The sequence below is a fragment of the Exiguobacterium chiriqhucha RW-2 genome, from assembly GCF_000416965.1.
In the GTDB taxonomy this organism is placed as follows: domain Bacteria; phylum Bacillota; class Bacilli; order Exiguobacteriales; family Exiguobacteriaceae; genus Exiguobacterium; species Exiguobacterium chiriqhucha.
Map to the genome: position 1 here is coordinate 1 of NZ_ATCL01000015.1, position 12,753 is coordinate 12,753.

General features: G+C 51.4%; 12 protein-coding genes and 1 other annotated feature. All 12 genes read left to right on the top strand.

Going from position 1 to position 12,753, the window contains the following annotated elements; translation table 11 throughout:
* Nucleotides 1-202 precede the first annotated feature (202 nt).
* The 12 genes from M467_RS23200 to M467_RS23250 all read left to right on the top strand — a co-directional run bounded on the left by M467_RS23200 (nt 203) and on the right by M467_RS23250 (nt 12,659).
* Nucleotides 203-670 (top strand): CtsR family transcriptional regulator, encoded by a 468-nt coding sequence (locus M467_RS23200; RefSeq protein WP_021066575.1) that lies wholly within the window; start codon nt 203-205, stop codon nt 668-670.
* A 19-nt stretch (nt 671-689) separates the two neighbouring features.
* Nucleotides 690-1,124, top strand: coding sequence for a UvrB/UvrC motif-containing protein (locus M467_RS0115940; protein ID WP_029594416.1), 435 nt, complete (start codon nt 690-692; stop codon nt 1,122-1,124).
* Nucleotides 1,124-2,167, top strand: coding sequence for a protein arginine kinase (locus M467_RS23205; RefSeq protein ID WP_021066577.1), 1,044 nt, complete (start codon nt 1,124-1,126; stop codon nt 2,165-2,167). The genes M467_RS0115940 and M467_RS23205 overlap by 1 nt, the downstream gene beginning before the upstream one ends.
* Nucleotides 2,168-2,191: 24 nt before the next feature.
* The gene (gene clpC, locus M467_RS23210) at nt 2,192-4,627 is read left to right on the top strand and encodes an ATP-dependent protease ATP-binding subunit ClpC (RefSeq protein ID WP_021066578.1); all 2,436 of its coding nucleotides are present in this window, start codon (nt 2,192-2,194) and stop codon (nt 4,625-4,627) included.
* 54 nt (nt 4,628-4,681) lie between these two features.
* Complete coding sequence (gene radA / locus M467_RS23215; RefSeq protein ID WP_021066579.1) at nt 4,682-6,058, top strand: DNA repair protein RadA; 1,377 nt, start codon at nt 4,682-4,684, stop codon at nt 6,056-6,058.
* Between the two features lie 115 nt (nt 6,059-6,173).
* Entirely contained in the window at nt 6,174-7,238 is a 1,065-nt protein-coding gene (locus M467_RS23220; RefSeq protein ID WP_021066580.1) for a PIN/TRAM domain-containing protein, read from the top strand.
* Nucleotides 7,239-7,296: 58 nt separating this feature from the next.
* Nucleotides 7,297-7,977 (top strand): 2-C-methyl-D-erythritol 4-phosphate cytidylyltransferase, encoded by a 681-nt coding sequence (gene ispD, locus M467_RS23225; RefSeq protein WP_021066581.1) that lies wholly within the window; start codon nt 7,297-7,299, stop codon nt 7,975-7,977.
* Entirely contained in the window at nt 7,974-8,447 is a 474-nt protein-coding gene (gene ispF / locus M467_RS23230; RefSeq protein ID WP_021066582.1) for a 2-C-methyl-D-erythritol 2,4-cyclodiphosphate synthase, read from the top strand. Before ispD ends, ispF begins: the two co-directional genes overlap by 4 nt.
* A gap of 45 nt (nt 8,448-8,492) precedes the next feature.
* Nucleotides 8,493-9,950 (top strand): glutamate--tRNA ligase, encoded by a 1,458-nt coding sequence (gene gltX, locus M467_RS23235; RefSeq protein WP_200860061.1) that lies wholly within the window; start codon nt 8,493-8,495, stop codon nt 9,948-9,950.
* Nucleotides 9,947-10,150 (top strand) — a binding site (T-box leader). It overlaps the preceding gene by 4 nt.
* A 49-nt stretch (nt 10,151-10,199) precedes the next feature.
* Nucleotides 10,200-10,889 carry a serine O-acetyltransferase gene (gene cysE / locus M467_RS23240; protein WP_021066584.1) on the top strand — a complete coding sequence of 230 codons (690 nt, stop codon included), beginning with the start codon at nt 10,200-10,202 and terminating at the stop codon, nt 10,887-10,889.
* Nucleotides 10,858-12,255, top strand: a complete 1,398-nt coding sequence (gene cysS / locus M467_RS23245) for a cysteine--tRNA ligase (RefSeq protein ID WP_021066585.1) — start codon at nt 10,858-10,860, stop codon at nt 12,253-12,255. The genes cysE and cysS overlap by 32 nt, the downstream gene beginning before the upstream one ends.
* On the top strand, nt 12,252-12,659 hold the full coding sequence (locus M467_RS23250; protein ID WP_021066586.1) for a Mini-ribonuclease 3: 408 nt from the start codon (nt 12,252-12,254) through the stop codon (nt 12,657-12,659). The genes cysS and M467_RS23250 overlap by 4 nt, the downstream gene beginning before the upstream one ends.
* Nucleotides 12,660-12,753: the final 94 nt, after the last annotated feature.

Consider the following 12,753-nt stretch of genomic DNA (forward strand, 5'->3'; position numbering starts at 1 on the left):
CTTCAGCGCCGAAAGTAGTTGGGGGTCTCCCCCTGTGAGGATAGGACGTTGCCAGGCCAACGCGAAAGACGATCGAGCATCCGCTCGGTCGTCTTTTCTGTTTAAAGCGGTGTCGCAGTTGCGACATCGCTTTTCGTTTGCCTTTTTTTGAATCAATGATAGAATATAGTCAAAAGTCAAAGATGGTCAGAGGGTGGTGGAGATGAGAAACATATCGGATGTAATCGAACAGTATTTAAAACAAGTGCTGAAGGAGAGCCAGGCCGAAGCAATCGAGATTAAACGGCAAGATATTGCCAAGCGTTTCGAATGTGTTCCGTCTCAAATCAACTACGTCATTAATACGCGCTTTACGGTCGAGAAGGGCTATCTTGTCGAAAGTAAGCGTGGGGGCGGGGGATATATTCGCATTCGCCGCGTAATTTTACATGAAAAGCAAGACGTGTTGGTCAGCTTGATGGATATTTTACAAGACCATCCTCGTCTTTCCGAACAGCTTGTCGAGAACATCTTGATTCGCTTATTTGAAGAAGGGATGTTGAGTGAGCGGGAAGTGCGCTTGTTGTATCATTTATTGTCTGATGAAGCGCTTGGGTTACACGCTGACGATCGTCACTTGATTCGAAGACAACAGTTACTCGCATTAATGAAGTTACTTAGTTACCATTGACCGACGGAGGCATAAAGAGATGTTATGCGAACGATGCAAACGGCGACCTGCCATCAATGAGATCCAAGTAGTCGAGAACGGGATACCGGTGACGAGACGACTATGTCGTCAATGTACAGTTGAACTGATGGCAGGTTACGTACCAGCTGTGAAACGGTGCCCGGGCTGTCAATTGACACAAACTGAATTAGCTCATCTTCGAAAAGCGGGCTGTACCACTTGTTATACCGTCTTTCGCGAAGAATTGATTAAAATCACACGTCAGTATCAACAAGGCCATGATGAACATGTAGGTTCGATGCCAGATGCGTTACGGACTCCCGACGAGCGAATCGAAGAGCGACTTGCAAAGTTAGCAGGGGAGTTGGAACGAGCCGTCGAACAAGAAGATTATGAACGCGCAGCCAGGCTGAAAAAAGAGATCAATCAATTGAAAGGGCGAGGTGAGGCGTGATGGAGTCTTATCTTAAACATCCACTTGGTCCTAAAATGAGAGAGCGAGCCAAGTTAGATGATTTGGTCATCTCGACTCGCATTCGTCTAGCGCGCAATTTAAAAGACACCGTCTTTTCTCCTGTATTATCGGAGGAAGGACAGCAACAACTTTGTGAACGGATTGAAGCGTCACTTGGAGGATTGCAAGGTTTTGAGTATTTGCATATGGGTGCTTATGATCAGGTGACCCGACAAGCGCTCGTTGAAAAGCATTTGATTAGCCCTACGATTGCCGCGAAAGAACAAAGTGCCGTCTTTTTAAGTGATGATGAGACGATCAGCGTACTCATCAATGAAGAAGACCATTTACGAATTCAAACTCTACTCCCAGGTTATCAAGTAGAAGAGGCTTTCGAACTGGCAAGACGTGTCGATGCTCTCTGTGGGGAGTCCCTTCCTTACGCATTTGATGAACAGCTAGGTTATTTGACAACATGTCCGAGTAATATCGGGACGGGTCTACGAGCCTCGGTGATGCTTCATCTACCAGGACTGACGTTGACCGGACGGATAACTCCTATTCTAAAAGAACTTCGGAAGCTCGGATATACGATTCGGGGACGTTACGGGGAAGGCAGTGATGCGGCGGGGCGACTGTTCCAATTATCGAACCAACGCACGTTAGGGAGCCATGAAACCCAACTGTTAACCGACTTCATGGAGATTACGGAACAAGTCATTCAGGCAGAGCGACAAGCCCGCGAAGAGTTATTGGCTCGCAACCAGGACGAGTTAGAAGATCAGTTTTATCGCTCGTATGGGATTTTACGTTATGCAAAACTGCTATCGTCAACAGAAGCTGTCGAACGCCTATCCGATCTTCACTTGGCGAGTGACCTGGGTATTTTATCGGATTGGAGTCCACCTCAGTTTCACGAATTGATTGTAAAGCTTCAATCAGGTTTCCTACAAAAGCATTTCGGGAAAACATTATCTACGAAAGAACGAGATCGCGAACGTGCGACGCTCGTTCGTCGAACGTTAGATCATGGGTTAGTTTGATCCAACTTTAAGGAGGTTTTGTCAATGATGTTTGGTCGATTTACAGAACGAGCTCAGCGCGTATTAGCTTTAGCACAAGAGGAAGCAGTACGGCTTGGCCATCATAATATCGGTACGGAGCACATTTTACTCGGACTTGTTCGCGAGGGAGAAGGGATTGCCGCTAAGGCACTGTTCGCTCTCGGACTTACGTCTGAAAAGATTCAGCAAGAAGTGGAGGCACTCATCGGACGAGGTTCAGAAAACGGATCGACGATTCACTATACGCCACGTGCGAAAAAAGTGATTGAGCTATCGATGGATGAAGCACGGAAACTTGGTCACTCTTATGTCGGGACTGAACACATTCTCCTCGGCGTCATTCGCGAAGGAGAAGGGGTAGCAGCTCGAGTCTTGAACAACCTTGGGATCAGCTTGACGAAGGCGCGTCAGCAAGTGCTCCAGCTCTTAGGAAACACTGAGTCGTCAGCTAATGCATCACAACCAGGTACAAGTGCTGCTACACCGACGCTTGACGGCTTAGCTCGTGATTTGACACAGCAAGCGCGAGAATCCCGTCTTGATCCGGTCATCGGTCGCTCAGGCGAAATTCAACGTGTCATCGAAGTGTTATCACGCCGGACGAAAAACAACCCGGTCCTCATCGGGGAACCAGGGGTCGGGAAGACGGCAGTCGTCGAAGGGCTCGCCCAACAGATCATCAACAATGAAGTACCGGAAACACTTCGGAATAAACGCGTCATGGTGCTCGATATGGGTACACTCGTCGCTGGAACGAAGTACCGCGGTGAATTTGAAGATCGTTTGAAAAAAGTGATGGATGAGATTCGCCAAGCTGGGAACGTCATTCTTTTCATTGACGAGTTGCATACGTTAATTGGTGCTGGGGGTGCAGAAGGCGCCATCGATGCATCGAATATTTTGAAACCGTCACTCGCACGTGGCGAACTTCAATGTATCGGTGCGACGACACTCGATGAGTATCGTAAATATATCGAGAAGGATGCCGCGCTCGAACGTCGCTTCCAACCAATTCAAGTCAATGAACCGACGACGGATGAGGCAGAACAAATTCTCTTCGGGTTACGTGACCGTTACGAGGCGCACCATCGCGTCACAATCACAGATGAAGCGATTCATGAGGCCGTTGTTCTCTCGGACCGCTACATCTCGGACCGCTTCCTTCCAGATAAAGCGATCGACCTCGTCGATGAGGCTGCTTCGAAAGTAAGACTTCGCTCATTCACGGCACCGCCGAACTTGAAAGAACTCGAGGCTCGTCTTGAGTCGATTCGCAAAGAAAAAGATTCGGCTGTACAGAGTCAAGAGTTCGAGAAGGCTGCCTCACTACGCGATACCGAACAGAAACTTCGAGATGAACTCGAACAGCTCAAATCGGAATGGCAGAATAAGCAAGGGAACGAAAAACTCGAAGTAACGAAAGAAGACATCGCGCAAGTCGTCGCCAACTGGACAGGAGTACCTGTGACGAAGATTGCTGAAGAAGAGACAGACCGTCTCCTCAAACTCGAATCAATTCTCCACGGCCGAGTCATCGGTCAAGATGAAGCCGTTAAATCGATTTCGCGGGCGATTCGCCGAGCACGTGCTGGATTGAAAGATCCGAAACGTCCGATTGGTTCGTTCGTCTTCCTCGGACCAACTGGTGTCGGGAAAACCGAGCTGGCTCGTGCTGTAGCTGAAGCGTTGTTCGGTGACGAAGACGCCATCATCCGAATCGACATGTCGGAGTACATGGAGAAACACGCGACGAGTCGTCTCGTTGGATCGCCTCCAGGTTACGTCGGTTATGAAGAGGGCGGTCAATTGACAGAGAAAGTTCGCCGCAAGCCATATTCGGTCATCTTGCTTGATGAGATTGAAAAGGCTCACCCTGAAGTGTTCAACATCTTGCTCCAAGTGCTCGATGACGGTCGCTTGACCGACTCGAAAGGGCGTACGGTCGACTTCCGGAACACGGTCATCATCATGACGTCAAACGTCGGTGCGGCAGCGCTCAAACGGAACAAGTACGTCGGGTTCACGGTTGAAGATGACGTGAAGCGTGAACATACGGAAATGAAAGATAAAGTTATGGAAGAGTTGAAGAAGGCGTTTCGTCCTGAGTTCTTGAACCGGATTGACGAAATCACCGTCTTCCACTCGCTCCAAAAAGAACACATCCAAGAAATCGTCAAACTTATGGCCGAGACACTTACAAAACGTCTCGGAGAACAAGGGATTGATTTCAGCTTGACGGAATCGGCGCTCGAGAAAATCGCCGAAGTCGGGTACGATCCGGAATACGGGGCTCGTCCACTCCGCCGTGCGCTCCAGCGTGAGGTTGAGGACCGACTCTCAGAAGCGATGCTCAGTGGCAGCATCACAAAAGGCAGCAAAGTGGCGCTCGATGTACAAGATGGCGAATTCGTCGTCCGTAATGAAGGTGTCGTTCAGTAACTACAAGGCTCCCTCTCTCGTGTGAGGGGGCTTTTTTAGACGGAAAGGAACATCATGGCAAAAATTAAAACGAAGTATGTATGTCAGTCATGCGGATACGAATCCGCAAAATGGATGGGACGTTGCCCAGGTTGTAACGAGTGGAATACGCTCGTCGAAGAATTTGTCGAAGAGAAAAAGGCGAAGCGGGGAGCCGCATTCGTCCATAGCTCCTCGAGACAGTTGAAGCCAGAACGTCTGTCGGACGTCGTGTCGCAAGAAGAGACGCGCGTCCATACGAACAGTCAAGAGTTTGACCGGGTGCTCGGTGGCGGTATTGTCCCAGGCTCGCTCGTCCTCGTCGGTGGGGACCCGGGAATCGGGAAGTCGACGATTCTCCTCCAAGTGAGTGCCCATTTGGCTCATAGTGGACGGAAAGTGCTCTATATTTCCGGGGAAGAATCGCTCAAACAGACGAAACTCCGAGCCGAACGGCTCGGTCTGCCGACTGAAGACTTATATGTCCTCGCAGAGACGGACATGTTGATGATTGAACGAGTCATCGATGAAGAAGAACCGGGGTTCGTCATCATCGACTCGATTCAAACCGTTTATATGGATGAAATCCAATCGGCGCCAGGTAGTGTCGCCCAAGTCCGGGAATGTACGGCAGCGCTCATGAAAATCGCTAAAACGCGAGGAGTGGCCGTCTTTATCGTCGGTCACGTGACGAAACAAGGTTCGATTGCCGGTCCTCGTCTGCTCGAGCACATGGTGGATGCGGTCCTTTACTTCGAAGGGGAGCGTCACCATACGTTCCGAATTTTACGTGCCGTCAAAAACCGGTTCGGTTCGACGAACGAGATTGGCATCTTTGAAATGAAAGAAGGCGGGCTCGAAGAAGTGCTCAACCCGTCTGAAATCTTCTTGGAAGAACGAACTGCTGGCGTCTCGGGCTCCACCGTCGTCGCATCGATGGAAGGGACGCGGACCGTGCTCGTCGAGTTACAGGCACTCATCTCGCCGACCTCGTTCGGGAACCCGCGCCGGATGGCGACCGGGATTGACCAGAACCGGGTCGCCCTTCTCATGGCCGTGCTCGAGAAGCGTTCAGGTCTCTTGCTCCAAACGCAAGACGCTTATTTGAAGGCGGCCGGGGGCGTTAAATTGGACGAACCGGCCATCGACTTGGCCATCTGTATTTCGATCGCGTCAAGCTTCCGGGACCGTCCGACCCGTCCAACGGATGTATGTATCGGCGAAGTCGGATTGACCGGTGAGGTACGGCGGGTGTCACGGATTGAGCAACGTGTCGCTGAAGCGGCCAAGCTTGGTTTCACCCGGGCCATCATTCCGAAAAACAACCTCGGGGGCTGGACAGCCCCGCCTGGTATCGATGTCGTCGGTGTCAGTACTGTCGATGAAGCGCTCCAACTCGCTATCCCGTTCTGACGGGGCGCTTCCGGCAGTTTTTAACGCTTTGTAACGAACGCTTTCAAAAGAACCGTGTTACAATGAAAGTGTTAATTTCTTGAAATTTTAATTCATAATAAAGGAGGTGGAATGAGTGAAGATTGCTGTACGAATCGGATTTATATTGATCGGACTCGTCGTCGGTTGGTTTGGAATTATCGAAGCGATGTTGCTATTAGGCGACCTTGGTGTGAGTGTACCGGCTTGGTTGACGATTCCTTACGTTGCTAGTTTGATTGGTGGACTTATCTTCTTCATTCTTAGTTTGTTCTTGACCGATGGGGTCGTTAAATTTATCCGTTTTATCGAAGAACGGCTTGTCCGTTTGCCGGTCGGCGATATTTTGTTTGGCTCGATCGGATTGATTATTGGTTTGTTGATCGCTTTTTTGATCAGCGTCTCGTTAGAAGTGACGAATATCTTCTTGCTCAGCAAGATTGTACCGATTTTTGTGACCGCTCTGTTCGGTTACTTCGGCTTTGCCGTCGGTTACCGGAAGCGGAATGAATGGATTAAACTGTTCGTCAAAAGTGAACGAGAGAAGCCGGCCGCGGAACCATTGCGCCGCTCTAACGATAAAATTTTGGATACGAGCGTCATCATCGATGGTCGAATCGCTGATATCTCGAAGACCGGTTTCATCGAAGGGACACTCATCGTGCCGCAGTTCGTCATCGGTGAGCTTCAATATATTGCGGACTCGTCGGATACGCTGAAGCGTAACCGGGGCCGTCGCGGTCTTGATATTTTAAAAGAGTTACAAGACAACGACCGGATCGAAGTGGAAATCTACGATGGGGACTTTGAAGACGTCGCCGAAGTAGATATCAAATTGATCAAGTTGGCCGAATTGAAAAAAGGCATCGTCGTCACGAACGACTACAACTTGAACAAAGTGTGTGAAGTTCGGAACGTCCCAGTATTGAACATTAACGATTTGGCCAACTCGGTCAAACAGATCGTCATTCCAGGAGAAGAGATGGTCGTGACGGTCATTAAAGAAGGAAAAGAACAAAATCAAGGTGTCGCCTATCTCGAAGATGGCACGATGGTCGTCGTTGAAGGTGGGCGCAAGCTGATCTCGAAGACGTTACCTGTTGTCGTCACGAGCGTGCTTCAGACGTCGGCTGGCCGCATGATTTTTGCTCGTCCTGAATAAATAAGTGGAAAAAGAGACGCATCGGCGCTCTCTTTTTTCGCGAAAAGGGGTGAATGGAATGGTACGCTATACGGTTGTCATTCCGGCCGCAGGAAAAGGAAAGCGGATGGGAGCCGATGAGAATAAGTTGATGCTGACGCTGCAAGGAAAACCGATTATCGTGTGGACCGTGGCAGCGTTCGCGAGAGATGCATGGTGCGCGCGCATCGTGCTCGCGGTGCGTCCTGAGGAGCAAGCGTGGTTCGAGCAGCAGTTGCGTCATGTCCAAACCCCGATTACATATGTGACGGGTGGGGAAGAACGACAACAGAGCGTTCGAGCCGGATTGCAAGTCGTCAATCCCGAAGATGTCGTCTTGATTCATGACGGGGCACGGCCATTTGTGCGCCTTGACCAACTTCATGCCATCGCCGAAGCGGCCAAGACGGCAGGGGCGATTCTCGCTGTTCCGGTCAAAGATACGGTGAAACAAGTGATGGACGGACACATCACGCAGACGGTGCCGCGTGAGGCACTATGGTTGGCGCAGACGCCCCAAGCGTTTCCGGCAGGCGCCATTCAAGCCGCCCATGAGCGGGCAGAAGCTGCTCGTTTTATCGGCACGGATGATGCCAGTCTATTCGAATGGACCGGGCAACGGGTGACGATTATCCCGGGGGATTACCACAACATTAAAATGACGACCCCGGAAGATTTATTATTTGGTGAAGCGATTTTAACGAAGGAGGACTATCGATGAGAATCGGACAAGGATTTGATGTACATGCGTTCGCCGAAGGGCGTCCGCTCATTTTAGGGGGAATCGAGATTCCACACGACCGCGGCCTGCTTGGCCACTCGGATGCGGACGTCTTGTTGCATACGATTGCCGATGCAGCGCTCGGAGCGATTGCGGCGGGGGATATCGGCAAGCATTTCCCGGATACGGACCCGGAATTTAAGGACGCGGACTCGAAAGTGTTGTTGCAGCACGTCTGGCAACTCGTCAAAGCGGAAGGCTATGTGCTCGGCAACGTCGATGCGACAGTGATGGCGGAGCGGCCGAAGCTTCGCACGTACATCGACGATATGCGAGCGGTCATCGCCGAGTTGCTCGAGGCAGACATCAGCCAAGTGAACGTCAAAGCGACGACGACTGAAAAGCTAGGCTTCACCGGACGTGAAGAAGGAATTGCCGCCCAGGCGGTCATCCTGCTCAACCGCGCTTGACAAAAGTGGTATACTATTTGGGCAGAAGAGAAGAAAGGTGGAAATATTATGAGTGAAGTGCGCGTACGCTATGCGCCGAGTCCGACGGGTCACCTTCATATTGGGAACGCCCGGACCGCGCTATTTAACTATTTGTATGCTCGCCATGCCGGCGGGAAGATGATTCTCCGAATCGAGGACACGGACCAAAAACGGAACGTGGAGAACGGTGTCGAGAGTCAGATGAAGTATTTGGAATGGCTCGGAATCGATTGGGATGAAGGTCCAGGTCGCGGCGGCGATCATGGTCCTTACTTCCAAATGGAACGACTCGACCTTTACAATAAATACGTGAACGAGTTGATGAGCAACGGACTCGCCTATAAATGCTATATGACGTCTGAAGAACTCGAGGCGGAACGCGAAGCGCAAATCGCGCGCGGCGAGGCACCGCGGTATTCAGGTGCACATCGTAACTTGAGCGACGAAGAGCAAGCTGCGTTCGAAGCCGAAGGACGTAAACCGTCGATTCGGATTCGTGTACCAGAGTCGGTCACATATAAGTGGACCGATGTCGTCAAAGGCGACGTCTCGTTCGAGTCGAAAGACTTCGGCGACTGGGTCATCGTCAAACAGGACGGCATCCCGACGTATAACTTCGCTGTCGTCGTCGACGATCACTTGATGAAAATCAGCCACGTGTTGCGCGGGGATGATCATATCGCCAACACACCGAAACAGATGATGGTCTATGATGCACTCGGTTGGGACTATCCGGCGTTTGGTCATATGACATTGATTTATAACGAGAACCATAAGAAGTTATCGAAGCGTGATGAGTCGATCATTCAGTTTATCGAGCAGTACGCTGATCTCGGATACCTTCCAGGGGCACTCTTTAACTTCATCTCGCTCCTCGGTTGGTCGCCGGTCGGAGAAGAGGAGATCTTCACGAAAGAAGCGTTCATCGAGATGTTTGATGCGGGTCGTTTGTCGAAGAGCCCGGCCGTCTTTGACCAACAGAAGCTTGCTTGGATCAACAGCGTCTATATGAAACAGGCTTCGCTTGACGAAGTGGTGGCACTCAGTTTACCATTCTTACAAGAAGCAGGACGTTTACCGAACGCCTTGTCGATAGAACAAGCCGATTGGGCGACAGCGTTGATCGCCCTCTATAAAGAACAAATGACACACGGTGCTGAAATCGTGACGTTGACGGACCTGTTCTTTAAAGACGAGGTCGAATACGACGAAGAGGCCAATGCGGTCCTCGCTGGAGAAACGGTACCGGCTGTCCTCGCCGAATTCAAGGCTCAACTTGAAGCAATCGAAGACTTCACACCGGAAGCCGTCAAAGCAGCGACGAAAGCGACACAAAAGGCGACTGGCCAAAAAGGAAAGAACTTGTTCATGCCGATCCGGGTCGCGACGACCGGGCAGACGCACGGACCAGAGCTTCCGAACGCCATTTCACTAATTGGCAAAGAGCGTGTCTTGGCACGTCTCACAACATTATTAGCTTAAAGGCAACGATGAGGAAAGTAAGCGGTATGACACTTAACAGAGACTAGAACCTAGGCTGGAAGTTCTAGAAGCGTCCCCCGTCGAAGTGCACCTCGGAGCCGTTCCGGCGATACGTAGTCGGGACCGCGACTCGGCGTTAACGAGACATGAGAGGGGAACTTTCCCAAACAGAGTGGAACCGCGCTTACGGCGTCTCTGTGCCTTGGCACAGGGGCGTCTTTGTTTTTGATATGGAAAAGGAGAACAATTATGGGATTTTGGAAAAGTGTGAGCGCCGATATACGAAACGTGCTCGAACTCGACCCGGCCGCAAGATCAAAAATAGAGGTCGTCTTGACCTATCCAGGGTTACACGCCCTGTGGGCACATCGAATCGCGCACGGTCTATGGACGCGCAAAGTCAAGTTAATGGCGAAGTTAATCGCGCAGACGAGCCGTTGGTTGACGGGAATTGAGATTCATCCCGGTGCGGTCATCGGTGAACGTCTCTTTATCGATCACGGGTTTGGCATCGTCATTGGTGAGACGGCGATTATCGGTAACAATGTAACGATTTATCAGGGCGTGACGCTCGGCGGAACGGGAAAAGAGAAAGGGAAACGTCACCCGACGATCGGGAATGATGTCCTCATCTCGGCCGGGGCGAAAGTGCTCGGCAATATCACGATTGGCGATTGCGTCAAAATCGGGGCGAGTTCTGTCGTTTTAAAAGACGTCCCATCCGACTCGACGGTCGTCGGGATTCCAGGCCGGGTCGTCATCCGGAACGGCGAACGGGTTAAGCAGCATGATCTCGATCACCGCTTCCCCGACCCGGACCGCGAGTGCCAAGAGCGGCTGGAACGTGCCGTCGCTCAGCTAGAAGACAAACTTGCTTCATTAGAGAAACGGATGGAGGAGAATACACATGATTCAGTTTTACAACAGCCTCACGAATAAAAAAGAGCCGTTTGTACCAATCGTACCTGGGAAAGTGTCGATGTATGTATGTGGACCGACCGTTTACAATTACATTCACGTCGGCAATGCTCGTCCAGCGATTGCCTTTGATACGGTCCGCCGCTACTTGACGTATCGAGGCTATGACGTCAAATACGTCCTCAACTTTACAGATGTCGACGATAAAATCATTCGGACCGCCAATGAGCTCGGAGAAGACGTCGGTACGTTGACGAATCGGTATATCGACGCGTATTTGGCAGACACGGGTGCCTTGAACGTATTGCCGGCGGACGTCCATCCACGTGTCACGGACACGATGGAAGAGATTATCACATTCATCCGCGAACTCGAGACGCAGGACTTTGCGTATGAAGCAGGCGGGGACGTCTATTTCCGGACGCGTAAGTTTGAGACGTATGGCAAATTGAGCCAGCAGTCGATTGAAGACTTACGCGCGGGATCACGTGTCGACGTCGGGGAAAAGAAAGAAGACCCGCTCGATTTCGTCTTGTGGAAAGCCGCGAAACCAGGTGAGCCGGCATGGGAGAGTCCATGGGGACAAGGTCGTCCAGGCTGGCACATCGAGTGTTCAGCGATGGCGAAAAAACACCTTGGCACGACGATCGACATTCACGCCGGGGGCCATGACTTGAAGTTCCCGCACCACGAGAACGAGATTGCCCAATCGGAGGCGTGCAACCATACGAAGTTCGCCAACTATTGGCTGCATAACGGATTCATCAATATCGAGAACGAGAAGATGTCCAAATCGCTCGGCAACTTCCTACTCGTCCATGAGGCGTTGAAAGAAGTCGATGCGATGGTGCTCCGCTTCTTCATGTTGTCGGTCCATTATCGCCATCCGATCAACTACAGTCGTGAGTTGATTGAACAAGCGGCGAACGGATGGGATCGCATCAAGGAAGCATACCAAAACGTCGCGTACCGCCTGTCGGTCACAGCTGGTCTTGAAGAACCGAGTGAAGCGATGGAACGCAAGCTCGCGACAATTAAAACCACGTTCATCGAAGCGATGGATGATGATATCAATACGGCGAACGCGGTGACGGTCTTATTCGACTTGGCGCGTGAAGCCAATATCTACGCAAAGGCGGACCACGTCTCGAAAACGACGTTGGAACACGTGATCGCCCTGTTCGAAGAGTTGACGGGCGTGCTCGGTTTAACGATTGCGAACGAAGTGGAACTGCTTGACGCGGAAATCGATCAATTGATTCAAGAGCGGAACACGGCCCGGGCGGAGCGAAACTTCGCGCGTGCCGATGAGATTCGTGACCTCTTGAAAGACCAGAACATTCAACTCGAAGATACGGCCCAAGGGGTGCGGTGGAAGCGGTTATGAAGCAACAGGCTCCTCAACTGAACGCTCTCGCCCTCGCCTATATGGGGGACGCCGTCTATGAGATGGCGGTACGCAAACGACTGCTCGGACAAGGGATGACGAAGCCGAACGATCTCCACCGCGGCGCCATTCGCTACGTAAATGCGGCCGCCCAGGCTGGGGTCGTGACCCACTGGCTCGAGACAGGCATCTTGAGCGAAGATGAAACGGCCGTTGTCCGCCGCGGGAAGAACGCGAAATCTGGTTCAATCCCAAAGCGGACAGATGTTCATACGTATCGCTACTCGACCGCGTTCGAAGCATTGATTGGTTACACATATCTAATGGAAAGAAGGGATCGTCTTGAAGAACTCATCGAACAAGCGTTCGCATGGCTCGAAACCGAGTCATTCGAAACGACATGACGGAGCAAGGGAGCAACGCTCATTCGATCGTCCACGCGGCGAACGGAATGACCGCCCACGTGGTGAACGGAACGACCGTCCGCAACGTCAGAAA